Below are 14340 nucleotides of genomic sequence, written 5' to 3'. Positions count from 1 at the left end.
AATTGTTGCCAGAGTTGTACATTTTTACATCAACACTTTAGTATGTAAGTCGTTCTTCTGGCGCAGTAATTGTGCTACACAACAATAATACCACGGATGCTGCTGTAAAAGGCGCATCCTTTACGGAAGATAATTATGAAAAAACTGTGTTTGATGGTGTTTCTGGCAGCCGGCTTTTGCTCCACCGCTCAGTCTCAGGGAGATCCCGAAGCGGGTAAGCAAAAATCAACCGTATGTGCAGCATGTCATGGTATGGATGGTAATAGTGCAATTCCTATTAATCCCAGCCTGGCGGGTCAGCATGCTAATTATATTGTTAAGCAGTTGCAGGAGTTTAAGCAGGCTTCGCAAACCGGTGGTAAAGAAGGTCGCAATAACGCGGTAATGAATGGTATGGCAGCGCCCTTATCACAACAGGACATGCTGGATCTCGGTGCATATTTTGCAGCTCAGAAACCCAAGCCGGGCAGCACACCTGAAGAAGTTGTAGAAGCAGGTGAAGCTCTTTATCGCGGCGGTAATCTGGAACGGGGAATTGCAGCCTGTATCGCCTGTCATGGTCCGCGGGGAAATGGTATGCAACTGGCTGGCTTTCCGGATATCAGTGGACAACACCCCGAATATATTGCTGCACAATTGAAAGCTTTCAGAAGTGGCGACAGAAATAACGACATGAATGGCATGATGCGAGATATCGCCATGAAGCTGACAGATGAAGATATCGATACAATGGCTAAATATCTGTCGGGTTTACACTAAAAAATGCTTAAAGAACAGTGCAATGTTAAATAAGTGTAAAATACACAGTTGAAATTGAATTTCTTTCGTGTAAGCTACTACCCTAGTTTGGTAGCCGCACATGAAACGGCTCAAAACAAATAACAATAAAAATAGTGAAACTACTAATAATAAGAAAAAGAGTTAAGGACGAACGGATAAAGTGTCAGGAAGGCCTTAAACAAAAATAGAAACGCTCTGTAAAAAACAAGAAAAAGTGGAGCACACTGCTAGGAAAGCAAAACAAGCACATGAAGTGCAAACGGGAGAAGTGTCATACGACACTGAAACATCAAGGCGATGACTACGGTCATCGCCTTTTTTCTTTGCGCCACGATTAACGCTTTTTATGATGCCATCCAATATGACTTGTGAACCATGCCCACTTTGTGCCACCCATAAAACATCATCTCCTCCGTCACCCCCGGTTTTATATCACCAGGATAAACACAGAGATTACTGGCAGTGTAAGCGGTGCAAACTGGTATTTGTAGCTGCTGAACAGCGCCCGACACTGAACCAGGAGCAGCAGGAATATGCCCTTCATGACAATAACCCTGATGATCCTGGTTATCAGCGTTTTTTAATGAAAGCGGCGACACCGCTGATGGAAAAGTTGCCTCACAGCGCCCGACACGGCCTTGACTTTGGCTGCGGCCCTGCCCCGGCACTGGCCAGATTACTGGAAGCGCAAGGCTACTGTATGGCGGTATACGATCCGTTATTTAGCCCGGACACCAGCGTATTCAATCACACCTATGATTTTGTCACCTGTACCGAAGCTATCGAGCATTTCCATACACCGGACAAAGAACTGACTCTGCTCAGCGAACTGGTCGCGCCGGGAGGCTGGTTGTGCATCATGACCAAGCGTGTGATTGACCAGACTCGTTTTGCCAGCTGGCATTATAAAAACGATCCAACCCATGTCAGTTTTTTCAGTGATGCCACCTTTGATTATATTGGCCGGCATTACGGCTTTGATGTACATCTGGTGGCTTCTGATGTCGTATTAATGAACAAGCACAGTTATAATACACAGCTATAAACTTTGTAACCAAGTAGAGTGTGGAATGCCTCGTAGCAAGAAAACCAGAAAAGTAGGACTGATAGGGGTAAGAAAAGACCCGGACAGAAAACCTCGCGTCACCGTGCCTCAGGGTAAGAAAAAAGGTAAAGGAAAGCCTTCTGGTACCCGCAATGCGGTTGAACAGCAAAAAGGCCGTAGTGGTGGCAAAAAGGCCGCTCAAGACCCGCGCCATGGCAGTAAGCGCCCGATTCAGCTGATCAAGGCAGAAGCCCGTAAATATGCTTCGCCGGCTGAAGAATTGGCAGCGCTGGAAGCTGACAACAAATTGGCCGCGTTACTGGATAAACTGGATCAGGACATCAGCATCAGCCGCGCTGAACAGCAGTATGTGGATGAAAAAATGGAACGTCACCGTTTTCTGTGTGATCTGATGGGCATCAGTGAAGATGAAGATGATGACAGTAACGATCCTTTGGACGATCTTGACGCTATCAGCATGGACGACTTTAAAAAGTAAGGAGCAGCGATGCTTTGGACTATCGCCATCATTATTGCGTTAATTATTATTCTGGCTCTGGGCGTGTACGCTGGGCGTCTGCTGTTTATGCTGAAGCAGCAAAACGCCCGACAAGCAGCGGCCCGGGCCGGGCGCACGGCTAAAATCAAAGAGAGTGTTATTCTGATTGCCAAGGCCATGGAGCAACAGCAGTGTGAGTTGTCAGAAGGAGCCATTCGTATTTGTAATTTACTTAATGCCTTGCCACTGGCCAGCCCGCCGGATTTTCGGCAGAAATTTCCGCATATTCATGCCCTGTTTATCGCCGTCAGTGGGTTTGCCGTGCTTGAAGAGCGTAAAAAGCTTTCCAAACAGGAAAAGCGCAAACAAGATACCGCCCGCGAGCAAATCGAATCAGAGCATGAAAGCAAAGTGCTGGACGAGTTGCCCGCCATAAAAAGCTACTGCGAAGCCCTGTAAGTCTTCATCAGGTAATCGCTTCCTCGCAGACTGCTGCATAACAGTGGCAGTCTGTGACATGGTCATTGACCATACCTACTGCCTGCATAAAGGCATAACAGATCGTTTCTCCCACAAATGTAAATCCCCGCTTTTTCAACGCTTTTGCCATGGCTTTTGATTCAGCAGTGCTGACTGGCACCTCTGACTGCGACTGCCATTGATTTACTACGGTTTTGCCTGACGTAAACTGCCAGATAAACTCGCTAAACGGCTGCTCCTTTTCTATCGCCAGATACCCTTTTGCATTGGCCACCACAGAGTTGATTTTAAGCCGGTTGCGAATTACGCCGGGATTGTCTTTAAGCGCATCAAGTTCGGACTGCGGCATGGCCACAATACGCTGCGGGTCAAAATTATGGTATGCCTGGTAGTAGCTATCCCGTTTTTTCAAAATGGTCAGCCAGGACAGACCAGCCTGCTGCCCGTCTAAACAGAGTTTGGCAAACAGTGCCTGACTGTCGCGCTCAGGTCTGCCCCACTCGGTATCGTGGTAATCACGGTAAATGTCGTCGTTGGTGACCCAGCCACAGCGTGGTTTTTGCTTTTCCATTATTGCTCCGTGGTTTTCTGCGCCGATTTAATGCGCATTTGGTTTTTTACCCTACATACAGTGCCTGACAAATTGTATACTATGCCACCTTTGATCAAAGACTAGCGAAGCACCAATTGTATGCAGAAATACGATATTAAAACCTTTCAGGGGTTAATTCTGGCACTACAGGATTATTGGGCCCGTCAAGGCTGCGTCATCATCCAGCCACTGGATATGGAAGTAGGCGCCGGGACCTTCCACCCAATGACATTTTTGCGCTCACTTGGCCCGGAGCCAATCAGCAGTGCCTATGTTCAACCTTGTCGTCGTCCGACAGATGGCCGGTATGGTGAAAACCCGAACCGCCTGCAACATTATTATCAGTTTCAGGTCATGATGAAGCCATCTCCGGATAATATTCAGGAACTGTATTTAGGTTCTCTGCAAGAGTTAGGTTTTGATCCGCTGGTGCATGATATTCGCTTTGTAGAAGACAACTGGGAATCTCCGACCCTGGGCGCATGGGGGCTGGGCTGGGAAGTTTGGCTTAACGGCATGGAAGTCACACAGTTCACATACTTCCAGCAGGTAGGCGGTATTGAGTGTAAGCCGGTAACCGGCGAAATCACCTATGGTCTGGAGCGTCTTGCTATGTACATTCAGGGCGTAGACAGCATCTATGATCTGATTTGGACTGACGGCCCGATGGGTAAAGTGACCTACGGTGATGTCTTCCACCAGAACGAAGTGGAACAGTCTAAGTTTAACTTTGAGCACGCTGATGTTGATTTCATGTTCAAAACGTTTGATGAGTGCGAAGCCGCCAGTCAGCGTCTGATTGAAGCCAACCTGCCACTGCCGGCTTACGAACAGGTAATGAAAGCGTCGCACGCCTTTAACCTGCTAGATGCCCGTCACGCAATTTCTGTGACCGAGCGTCAGCGCTATATTCTGCGTGTGCGCACTCTGGCCAAAGCCTGTGCCGAGAGTTATTACAATGCCCGTGAAGAACTAGGCTTCCCGCTGTGCAATAAGGAGCAATAAGCGTGCGAACAGAAAATTTACTGATTGAACTAGGCACCGAAGAGCTGCCGCCAAAAGCGCTGAAAACTCTGGGCCAGAGCTTTGCTGACAATATGGAACAGGCGCTTAAAGATGCCGATCTGTCCTATGGAGCTGTCAGCTGGTTTGCTGCTCCCCGCCGCCTGGCTGTCACCGTTACCGCTCTGGCCGAGTCCCAGCAGGATAAAGTGGTAGAAAAGCGTGGTCCTGCGGTATCTGCCGCATTTGATGCCGAGGGCAATCCAACCAAAGCAGCCATGGGCTGGGCCCGCGGTAATGGTATTGACGTTGCTGATGCTGAGCGCATGGTGACCGACAAGGGTGAGTGGCTGCTTTACCGGGCCAACGTACCAGGCCAGCCGGTTATCACACTGCTCGAAGGCTTGCTGAACCAGGCAATTTCTAAACTGCCGATTCCTAAGCCAATGCGCTGGGGCGATTATAGCACCCAGTTTATTCGCCCGGTTCACACCCTGACCGCATTATACGGCGCTGAGATTGTGCCACTTAAAGCGCTGGGAATGAGCAGCGACCGGGTAATTAAAGGGCACCGCTTCCACGGCGATGGCCAGGTAGAACTGAACCATGCCGACAACTATGCACAAGCACTTAAGCAGCAGTATGTCATTGCTGATTTTGACGAGCGTGCACAGTACATTCAGGAAAATCTGGAAAAAACAGCCGGTCAACTGGGATTAAAGCCAGATTATGATCAGGACTTGCTGGAAGAAATTGCAGCGTTGGTAGAGTGGCCGGTTGTACTGACCGCCTCATTTGACGAAGCCTTTCTTGCCGTACCTAAAGAAGCGCTGATTTACACCATGAAGGATGACCAGAAATATGTACCGCTGCTCAATGCAGATGGCTCACTGGCCAATACCTTCCTGTTTGTTACCAATATCGAAAGTCAGGATCCTTCGGTTGTTATCAGCGGTAACGAAAAGGTGATTCGCCCACGTCTGGCCGATGCGGAATTTTTCTTTAATACAGACAAAAAGAAAACCCTGGAAAGCCGTCTGGAAAGTCTCGGCTCAGTACTGTTTCAGAAGCAGCTGGGTACACTGCGTGAAAAATCAGAGCGTATTTCAGCGCTCGCTGGCTTTATCGCCGCCCAGATTAATGCTGATGAAGCCAAAGCCCAACGCGCTGGTTTGTTATCCAAAACAGACCTGATGACCGAAATGGTAATGGAATTTACTGAAGTTCAGGGTGTCATGGGTAAATACTATGCGCTTAATGACGGCGAGCCGGCAGAAATTGCGCAGGCACTGTATGAACAATATATGCCTCGCTTTGCCGGAGATGATTTGCCCTCACAGGATATCAGCGCAGCGGTTTCACTGGCTGACAAGCTTGATACTCTGGTAGGTATCTTTGGCATTGGTCAGCTGCCTAAAGGCGACAAAGATCCGTTTGCTCTGCGTCGTGCCGCTATTGGTGTGCTGCGTATTATTGCAGAAAAAGGCTATGCGCTGGATTTGACCACGCTGGTGAACAAAGCCGCGGCTGTATACGGCGACAAACTGACGAATCAGGATGCCCGTGAACAGGTTGTGGACTTTGTACTGGGTCGCTTTGTATCCTTGCTACAGGATCAGGGAATCAGCACCGATGTGATTCAGGCTGTCTCTGCCCGGCGCCCTACCCAACCTGCCGATTACGCGGCTCGTATTGAAGCAGTAGCCCAGTTTAAACAGCGTGATGAAGCAGAAGCGCTGGCGGCGGCCAACAAACGGGTAGCAAACATTCTGGCTAAACAAGGCATTGAAGGTGAACATGCAGTGAACCCTGCGATGCTGCAGGAAGACGCTGAAAAGGCCTTGTACGATGCCCTGAGCAAAGTGCAGCCGGATGTGGAACAGGCCGTATCAGAACAACGCTACAATGATGTTCTGGCAGCCCTGGCTACGCTACGCAGTGTGGTTGATGACTTCTTCGATAATGTGATGGTCATGGCCGAAGATGATGCGGTACGCCAAAATCGTCTGGCTATTTTGTTACTGCTACGCAGTCTGTTTTTGAAAACAGCAGATATTTCTTTACTGGCAAAATCCTGATTTGTCAGTAAAGTAGTGATTAGACATCAATGCCTGACATCTGTCGGGCATTTTTTTGCGAGGTATTAAAGTGAAAAAGTCGCTGATTGCATTAATGGTTATTGTGCTAAGTGGATGTTCAAGCAATAGCATTGTTAACCAGATCCCAGGTATCAATACCGCCCCGGAGATCAAATTCCAGAATCAATTTTTGCGTGGCGTGTTTAACTGGTGGGAAGCCAGTCCGGCGTATCAGTTAAAACAAAGTTCAGATGGCTGGTATGTGGATGTTGAGCTGATTGCTGACGGTCAGCCTTATGACTTTAAACTGTCAGACAAAGTGTGGACACCCGCTCAGACCTGTGGCGCAAAGTATCAGGGCCAGACGGTCACGACTGACACCACGGTTTATATGATATGTGGCAGTGATGCAGAGAACCTTCAGTTTACTCCTCAGCAAACAGGTATCTATCGCTTTACGTTTGCTTCGGCCAGTAGCAGTGAACTGAGGCTGGAAGTGACTCGCCAATAGTCATGTCATCTTTGACAGAATTAAACAAAAAAAAGCAGACCGGCAAACCGTTCTGCTTTTTTTGTATCTCAAATCTAATTAGCTTTTCAGCTCACCACTAGAAGATTCTAAGTGGGCTCGTACAAACCACTGAAATTGTTCAAGCCCGGCTAACTGCCCTGTTACCATGTCTTCAGATACCGGATCGATTTCGCCCAGTTCGGCAATGGCTTTACGATGGTCACCGTTCACACCACTGTATACTTTATCAAGCGCGATCAGGTGGTCAGTAACTAACCCTTTACCTAAGTCATAATCACTCCAGCTACGACCTTCAACAATCGCTTTTGGTGTGCCTTTTGGTACGCCGCCTAATGTGGCAATACGCTCAGCAACCGTATCTGTCATCTCACGGACAGAGTCCACCTGGGGGTCCAGCATTTCATGAACACCGATGAAGTTAGGCCCTACCACATTCCAGTGAATATGTTTCAGGGTTAACTGAAGATCCAACAGCGCTGTCAGGCGCTGCTCCAGTATAGAAATAGTTTGCTTGGCTGACTCGTTATTCATTCCTGGAGCGGTAAACTCAATATTACTCATCATTCCTCCTATCTATGCATTACTGGCTGTTGTAGTTAACAGCAAACAGCCATTACGTTACTTTAATTAGTTACTTCATGACGTTGCAACGCCTGTGCCTGATAACACAAACATTAACAAAATCCATATATGACGTGGGTTTAGGCAAATTGAACAACCACTGTTTAGACACAACCAATACTTTGTCAGCAGAAAATCATGCACAGAATGTGTAAATTTTATGGACAATAAAGATGAAAAAGCTGTCATGTTAAAGCCGGGTGATTTGTTATTAACCCTGCTGGCCGGCATACATTTGGATTGTTGTCAGCATGTCATCCACAGTGTCTGGCACACATAAAGTTTGCAGTTAATAAGTGACGATTGAATCTGGGAATAGAAAAGTAAAAAATGTTTCACGTGAAACATCTGGTTGTTTAATTAACGGTGTCATGGGGCATAGACCGCCACGAAGCAGCAGCTGTGTACATATAATACAACCTGCTTTCACACAAAAAAAAGCACCTCAAAAAAGGTGCTTTTTACTAAGAGTTAGCGTTTAAACTATACGTCCAGGTTTTCTACCTTCAGTGCGTTTGCTTCGATAAACTCACGGCGAGGTTCAACCTGATCTCCCATCAACGTTGTGAACAACTGGTCACAACCAACGGCATCTTCAATGGTTACCTGTAGCATACGACGGCTTTCAGGATCCATCGTTGTTTCCCAAAGCTGCTCAGGGTTCATCTCGCCCAGTCCTTTGTAGCGCTGGATGTACTGGCCTTTTTTCGCCTCGTTCATTAACCACTCAATGGCGGCTTTAAAAGAGTCGATAGGCTGACGCTTTTCACCACGTTGTACAAAGGCGGTATCGCCCATCATGCCGTTGATGGATTCATTCAGCTCTTTGATACGCCCATATTCGCTGGACTCAATAAAGTCATGACCGATGCTGTACTCATAATCAATACCATGCATGCGCATAATAATGGAAATGTAGTACTCACTAAGCTCTTCATCACGCTTGATTTCGTAGCGGTAGGTTGCCCCATCCACTTCACGATCATTCAGGTTCTGAACAAACTTGTCCGCCACATCATTGAGTGTTGCTTCGTCTTTAAGATCAGCCAGGTTCAGTGTAGGTGAATAAATCAAACGATACAGAATCGCTGGCGGCATTAAGCGATACAAGCGCTCAATCATTTTTTCCACAGCCTGATACTGCTTCACTAGTGTTTCAAGGCCAACACCCGATATGCCCGGCTCATCCTCGCTGGTATGCAGTGATGTACCATCCAGGGCAATATTAGTCAGGTATGCTGTCAGAGCATCATCGTCTTTCAGATACTGCTCTTGTTTACCCTTCTTCACTTTGTACAGTGGCGGCTGAGCGATGTACACATAACCACGCTCAATGATTTCAGGCATCTGACGATAGAAGAATGTTAGCAGCAGCGTACGAATGTGTGAGCCATCAACGTCAGCATCCGTCATGATGATGATGCTGTGATAACGTAATTTGTCAGGATTATATTCGTCACGCCCGATACCACACCCAAGCGCGGTGATCAGAGTGGCCACTTCCTGTGATGACAGCATCTTGTCAAAACGGGCTTTTTCTACGTTCAGAATTTTACCCTTCAGTGGAAGAATGGCCTGGTTTTTACGGTTACGACCCTGCTTTGCTGATCCGCCTGCAGAGTCACCCTCCACGATATACAGTTCGCTCAGAGCCGGATCTTTTTCCTGACAGTCTGCCAGTTTGCCCGGTAACCCAGCCAGGTCCAGCGCGCCTTTACGGCGTGTCATTTCACGGGCTTTACGCGCCGCTTCACGAGCGCGGGCGGCGTCCAGAATTTTACCGGCAATGATTTTACTTTCTGTTGGGTTTTCTAACAGAAACTCCGCCAGCTTTTCATTCATTGATGACTCAACAGCCGGGCGAACTTCTGAAGATACCAGCTTATCTTTGGTCTGCGACGAGAATTTGGGATCAGGTACTTTCACCGAAACAACCGCAGTCAGTCCTTCACGGGCATCATCACCGGTTGCTGATGCTTTGGCTTTTTTATTTAACCCTTCTGACTCCATATAATTGTTCAATGTGCGGGTTAACGCCCCACGGAAGCCAGCAAGGTGAGTCCCGCCATCGCGCTGAGGAATATTGTTCGTGTAACAAAAAATGTTTTCCTGGAAGCTGTCGTTCCATTGCATGGCGACTTCAACGGCAATACCATCTTCTTCACGTTCCATGGTGAAATGAAACACCTTGTCGTGCATCGGTGTTTTCTTCTGATTCAGATACTCAACAAAGGCACGAATCCCTCCTTCGTATTTAAACAGATCTTCTTTGCCGTCACGCTCATCTTTCAGGCGAATCGCAACGCCTGAATTCAGAAAAGACAGTTCACGTAGACGCTTTGCCAGAATTTCGTAATGAAACTCGACATTGGTAAAGGTATCCGTGCTTGGCCAGAAGCGTATTGCTGTACCAGATTTGTCGGTCTCGCCCATCGCTTCTAGTGGTGCTTGTGGAACACCGTGTTGATATTCTTGCTCATGGGTTTTGCCACCGCGACGGATGCGCAGCTTTAAGCGTCTGGACAAGGCATTAACAACAGATACACCTACACCGTGCAGACCACCGGATACTTTATAGGAGTTGTCATCAAACTTACCGCCGGCATGCAGTACCGTCATAATCACTTCTGCAGCAGAAACCCCTTCTTCAGGGTGAAGTTCAGTCGGGATTCCTCGACCATTATCTGATACTGAAACAGAGCCATCAGTGTGTATTTGTACCACGATCTCTGAGCAGTAGCCTGCCAGTGCTTCGTCGATTGAATTATCGACCACCTCAAATACCATGTGGTGCAGACCTGTGCCGTCATCGGTATCTCCGATATACATTCCAGGACGTTTTCTTACGGCATCCAGGCCTTTAAGCACCTTAATGCTGGACGAGTCGTAGTTATTCTGCTCTGACATAATTAGCTTTTACTCCTCTGCCACGTGCCCATGTTCCACGTGAAACATCTTTTTTTCATTGTATTTATCTACAAAGTTGAGTTGCTGCTTTTCGATGGCGGTGACAAACACCTGTGTATCCATGTTCAGCAACCCGTCAATAAATCGCTCTCGTTTATCAAGATCTAATTCAGCGCCTACATCATCCAGCAGGAAAATACTCTTGCGGGATGTTTGTTTAGAAAACAAGGCTGTTTGAGAAAGTTGCAATGCAGCGACTGCCATTCGCAACTGTCCACGGGAAAGAATCTCTTGAGCGTTTATTCCGTTTACCTTAAAACGCAAATCCGCTTTATGCGGACCCACTGACGTGTGACCCACTCTGGCGTCATACTCAGATTTTTTGTTCAATGCTTCAACCAGTGAAGCATCTTTTTCCCACCCCTTATGATACGAAATTTCGACAGAAAACTCAGGTAGAAATTCACTACAAATCGAATTAAATACCGGTTTTAAGGCCTCTACATAGCTCTGTCGCTGTAAATTGAGCTTTTCCCCAGTGGCTACCAATTGTTCCTGCCAATATGCATACTGTGGTTGGTTGAGAGGCTGCTGTTGTTTTAGTAATGCATTGCGCTGGCGCAGCAGTTTTGTATAGGTTTGAAACAATCCATGGAAGCTATGTTCCACGTGAAACAATCCCCAATCGATAAACTTTCTGCGCTCAGAGGGCGATCCCAGAATTAAATCTGTACTCTGAGGTGTAAACAGCTGCACAGGGATAAGACTGACTAAATCGGACAGGCGATGAGAATGCTCGCCATTGACTGAACAGGTAAAGGCATCGGTGGTGAGACGTTCCAGTCCGACTTTAAGTGTATCTCCCGCTTCATTAATGCCACTGGCAAAAACACTGAAGCCATCCCGTTCATGACGAATAACAGACTGATGCTTTTTGGTTCTGAATGAACGACCAAATCCCAGATAAAAAATCGCTTCCAGTAATGATGACTTCCCACTACCATTTCGGCCAGTGATCACAGTCAGGCTTTTAGAAGGATGTAACGTCGCAGAAGAAATATTGCGGAAGTGCGTGAGCTGGACTTTGTCCAGTTTCATAAAATTGGTCTCAACATGATTGAAAGAAAACCTGATCTGTAAAACCAAAAAAGGCAGGAAACCTCCTGCCCTTTATCCATTGTGTATGGCTATAGCCGCATAGGCATAATGACATACAGTGCCGAGTCATCTTCAGCATCTTCAATCAATGCACTGGAGTTAGAATCGGACAATGTCAGTTTCACTTTATCGGTATTGAGCGCATTGAGCACATCTATCAGATAGGCCACATTAAATCCGATCTCCAGGTCATCGCCCTGATAGTCTACATCAACGATTTCTTCAGCTTCTTCCTGCTCTGGGTTGTTAGCGGTAATTTTGAGCTCGCCAGAAGCCAGATTTAAACGTACGCCGCGAAATTTTTCATTCGACAAAATAGCCGCGCGGGAGAAGGCATCTTTAAGCACTGCTTTACTGGCCAGAATGGTTTTGTCACCGTCCCGGGGCAGAACGCGACGATAATCAGGAAAGCGACCATCAACCAGCTTACTGGTAAAAATAAATGCCGCACTTTCTAAACGAATATGGTTAGAGCCTATCATGGCCTTAATCGCCACCTCGTCATCACTGATCAGCCGGGAGATTTCCAGTACTCCTTTGCGCGGAATAATGACCTGGCGCACTGGCAAACTGGATTGCGTGTACTCTTTACGACACAACGCCAGGCGGTGACCATCTGTCGCTACGGTGCGAACCAGATTCTCTTCTGTTTCCAGCGACATACCGTTAAGGTAATACCGGACATCCTGCTGCGCCATAGAGAACTGTGTGCTATCAATGAGATGTTTCAGTTCACCGGCCGTCAATTCAAACTCGACTTCTCTTTCCCAGTCTTCCAGGTTCGGGTAATCATTGGCAGATAGCGTTGATAAAGTATAACGCCCACGCCCTGCCCGGATCAGCGCTTTGTTATCATCAACCGAAAAGACAATATCCACCCCGTCTGACAGGCCGCGAATAATATCGAATAACTTTTTGGCCGGAACGGTAATTTCACCCTCGGTGAAATCGCCTTCCAGCTGAACGCTGGAAACCAGCTCCACTTCCAGATCTGTACCGGTTAACCACAGGGCTCCCTGGTCTACCCGGATAAGTACGTTAGACAAAATAGGTAGCGTATGACGGCGCTCTACCGCACCAGACACCATTTGCAACGGCTGTAAAAATTGTTCTCGGCTGATCGTAAATTTCATCGGCTTTATTTCTCGCGTCGTGCTCTTAGTGTTAAGAAGACAAGGTCCGTATCAGATTCTTATAGTCTTCCTTTATATCATGACTTTCTTCTCTAAGCTGCTCTATTTTACGGCAAGCATGCAGCACCGTGGTATGGTCGCGACCACCAAAAGCATTACCCAGTTCCGGCAAGCTGTGGTTGGTTAATTCTTTGGCCAGCGCCATGGCAACCTGGCGGGGACGGGCCACGCTGCGACTACGCCGTTTAGACAAAATGTCCGACACTTTAATCTTATAATAGTCAGCCACAGTTTTTTGAATGTTGTCTACCGTGACCAGCTTTTCCTGTAATGCCAGCAAGTCGCGCAGCGCTTCGCGCACAAAGTCAATGGTAATAGGCCGGCCGGTAAAATTCGCATTCGCAATAACCCGATTCAGCGCCCCTTCCAGCTCGCGCACATTTGAGCGCAGCCGCTTGGCAATAAAGAAAGCCACTTCATTGGGTAAGTGTATGCGGTTTTCGGCGGCTTTGCGCATCAAAATAGCCACTCGGGTTTCCAGCTCTGGCGGTTCGATGGCAATGGTCAGTCCCCAGCCAAAGCGTGATTTAAGCCGGTCCTCTACCCCGTCGATTTCTTTGGGGTACCGGTCAGAGGTCAGAATAATTTGCTGGTTGCCTTCAAGCAGCGCATTAAACGTATGGAAAAACTCTTCCTGCGAGCGCTCTTTATTCGCAAAGAACTGAATATCGTCAATTAGCAGCGCATCAACCGAGCGGTAAAACTTTTTAAAGTCTTCAATAGCATTATTCTGCAGGGCTTTTACCATATCCTGAACAAAACGCTCTGAATGCATATATACAATTTTGGCATTGTCGCGATTATTCACAATACCATTGCCCACCGCGTGCAGTAAGTGGGTTTTACCTAAGCCCGTACCACCATAAATAAACAGCGGGTTATACGAACCACCGGGGTTATTGGCCACCTGAGTTGCTGCAGCACGCGCCAGTTGGTTTGATTTACCTTCAACAAAGTTATCAAACTGGTAATTCGGGTTGATATTACTTTTGTGCTGCATCGCCTCAGGTAACGGCACCACACTGGGCGACGACGATGACTGCGCAGATGCGCTATAACCATTGGTCTGCGCACCAGACATATTGGCAGCCTGCGGCGCAGCATTAGGGGCTGATGTTCTCTGTTGCTGAAAACCGGCAGCGGGCTGCGCCGGGGCAGAAGTGGCTGGTTGTGGAGCCCGGGCAGGTTGCTGCACTGCTGCGCTACCCACCGAGTTTCTAGACACCACCTCAAGACGCAACTGGGGCGCTTCAGGGCCGCAGAACTCAGCAAACAGCTCGGTGATCTTGTCCCGGTATTTATCTCTGACCCAGTCCAGTACAAACCGGTTCGGGGCAAATAAAGTTACCGTCTCAATATTCTCATCAACAGTCAGCGGACGAATCCACATGCTGAATTGCTGAGTCGGCAATTCCTGACGCAAACGGTCAAGACAATGATTCCATAAGGACAT

Annotated in this window: 13 protein-coding genes; 7 read left to right on the top strand and 6 right to left on the bottom strand. The window is 47.7% G+C overall.

Features of this window, described 5'->3' with window-relative positions; translation table 11 throughout:
- Positions 1-135: 135 nt before the first annotated feature.
- From EZV72_RS00065 to EZV72_RS00050, 4 genes are all read left to right on the top strand, one after another.
- Positions 136-759, top strand: a complete 624-nt coding sequence (locus EZV72_RS00065; protein ID WP_137165337.1) for a c-type cytochrome — start codon at positions 136-138, stop codon at positions 757-759.
- A gap of 382 nt (positions 760-1141) precedes the next feature.
- On the top strand, positions 1142-1825 hold the full coding sequence (locus tag EZV72_RS00060; protein WP_137165336.1) for a class I SAM-dependent methyltransferase: 684 nt from the start codon (positions 1142-1144) through the stop codon (positions 1823-1825).
- 25 nt (positions 1826-1850) lie between these two features.
- Positions 1851-2324, top strand: coding sequence for a Der GTPase-activating protein YihI (yihI, locus tag EZV72_RS00055; protein ID WP_137165335.1), 474 nt, complete (start codon positions 1851-1853; stop codon positions 2322-2324).
- Positions 2325-2333: 9 nt separating this feature from the next.
- Entirely contained in the window at positions 2334-2783 is a 450-nt protein-coding gene (locus tag EZV72_RS00050; protein ID WP_137165334.1) for a DUF2489 domain-containing protein, read from the top strand.
- Positions 2784-2790: 7 nt separating this feature from the next.
- Here EZV72_RS00050 and EZV72_RS00045 read toward each other — a convergent pair whose 3' ends face one another.
- Entirely contained in the window at positions 2791-3375 is a 585-nt protein-coding gene (locus EZV72_RS00045; RefSeq protein ID WP_137165333.1) for a DNA-3-methyladenine glycosylase I, read from the bottom strand.
- 120 nt (positions 3376-3495) lie between these two features.
- On the opposite strand from EZV72_RS00045, the gene glyQ reads away from it, so the two are divergent.
- The 3 genes from glyQ to EZV72_RS00030 all read left to right on the top strand — a co-directional run bounded on the left by glyQ (position 3496) and on the right by EZV72_RS00030 (position 6987).
- The gene (glyQ, locus tag EZV72_RS00040; protein WP_137165332.1) at positions 3496-4401 is read left to right on the top strand and encodes a glycine--tRNA ligase subunit alpha; all 906 of its coding nucleotides are present in this window, start codon (positions 3496-3498) and stop codon (positions 4399-4401) included.
- Between the two features lie 2 nt (positions 4402-4403).
- A complete protein-coding gene (gene glyS, locus EZV72_RS00035) occupies positions 4404-6476 on the top strand; it encodes a glycine--tRNA ligase subunit beta (protein ID WP_137165331.1) in 2073 nt (690 codons plus the stop codon).
- A 70-nt stretch (positions 6477-6546) separates the two neighbouring features.
- Entirely contained in the window at positions 6547-6987 is a 441-nt protein-coding gene (locus EZV72_RS00030; protein WP_137165330.1) for a hypothetical protein, read from the top strand.
- 78 nt (positions 6988-7065) lie between these two features.
- On the opposite strand, the gene dps is transcribed toward EZV72_RS00030, so the two are convergent.
- The 5 genes from dps to dnaA all read right to left on the bottom strand — a co-directional run bounded on the left by dps (position 7066) and on the right by dnaA (position 14340).
- A complete protein-coding gene (gene dps / locus EZV72_RS00025; protein WP_137168600.1) occupies positions 7066-7569 on the bottom strand; it encodes a DNA starvation/stationary phase protection protein Dps in 504 nt (167 codons plus the stop codon).
- 543 nt (positions 7570-8112) lie between these two features.
- Entirely contained in the window at positions 8113-10536 is a 2424-nt protein-coding gene (gene gyrB / locus EZV72_RS00020) for a DNA topoisomerase (ATP-hydrolyzing) subunit B (RefSeq protein ID WP_137165329.1), read from the bottom strand.
- 9 nt (positions 10537-10545) lie between these two features.
- Positions 10546-11634 carry a DNA replication/repair protein RecF gene (gene recF / locus EZV72_RS00015; protein WP_137165328.1) on the bottom strand — a complete coding sequence of 363 codons (1089 nt, stop codon included), beginning with the start codon at positions 11632-11634 and terminating at the stop codon, positions 10546-10548.
- Positions 11635-11723: 89 nt separating this feature from the next.
- Entirely contained in the window at positions 11724-12827 is a 1104-nt protein-coding gene (dnaN, locus tag EZV72_RS00010) for a DNA polymerase III subunit beta (RefSeq protein ID WP_137165327.1), read from the bottom strand.
- A 31-nt stretch (positions 12828-12858) separates the two neighbouring features.
- Positions 12859-14340 carry a chromosomal replication initiator protein DnaA gene (gene dnaA / locus EZV72_RS00005; protein ID WP_137165326.1) on the bottom strand — a complete coding sequence of 494 codons (1482 nt, stop codon included), beginning with the start codon at positions 14338-14340 and terminating at the stop codon, positions 12859-12861.

This window comes from Salinimonas lutimaris (genome assembly GCF_005222225.1).
Lineage (GTDB): Bacteria > Pseudomonadota > Gammaproteobacteria > Enterobacterales > Alteromonadaceae > Alteromonas > Alteromonas lutimaris.
Note: the sequence above shows the minus strand (reverse complement) of the source record. Positions and strands in the feature narration are given on the sequence as shown.

Bases quoted from the DNA above. Each gene is read 5' to 3' on its own strand.
- recF (WP_137165328.1), bottom strand. From the start codon at position 11,634: ATGAAACTGGACAAAGTCCAGCTCACGCACTTCCGCAATATTTCTTCT.
- glyQ (WP_137165332.1), top strand. From the start codon at position 3,496: ATGCAGAAATACGATATTAAAACCTTTCAGGGGTTAATTCTGGCACTA.
- gyrB (WP_137165329.1), bottom strand. From the start codon at position 10,536: ATGTCAGAGCAGAATAACTACGACTCGTCCAGCATTAAGGTGCTTAAA.
- EZV72_RS00065 (WP_137165337.1), top strand. From the start codon at position 136: ATGAAAAAACTGTGTTTGATGGTGTTTCTGGCAGCCGGCTTTTGCTCC.
- EZV72_RS00050 (WP_137165334.1), top strand. From the start codon at position 2,334: ATGCTTTGGACTATCGCCATCATTATTGCGTTAATTATTATTCTGGCT.
- EZV72_RS00045 (WP_137165333.1), bottom strand. From the start codon at position 3,375: ATGGAAAAGCAAAAACCACGCTGTGGCTGGGTCACCAACGACGACATT.
- EZV72_RS00060 (WP_137165336.1), top strand. From the start codon at position 1,142: ATGACTTGTGAACCATGCCCACTTTGTGCCACCCATAAAACATCATCT.
- dps (WP_137168600.1), bottom strand. From the start codon at position 7,569: ATGAGTAATATTGAGTTTACCGCTCCAGGAATGAATAACGAGTCAGCC.
- dnaN (WP_137165327.1), bottom strand. From the start codon at position 12,827: ATGAAATTTACGATCAGCCGAGAACAATTTTTACAGCCGTTGCAAATG.
- yihI (WP_137165335.1), top strand. From the start codon at position 1,851: ATGCCTCGTAGCAAGAAAACCAGAAAAGTAGGACTGATAGGGGTAAGA.
- dnaA (WP_137165326.1), bottom strand. From the start codon at position 14,340: ATGTCCTTATGGAATCATTGTCTTGACCGTTTGCGTCAGGAATTGCCG.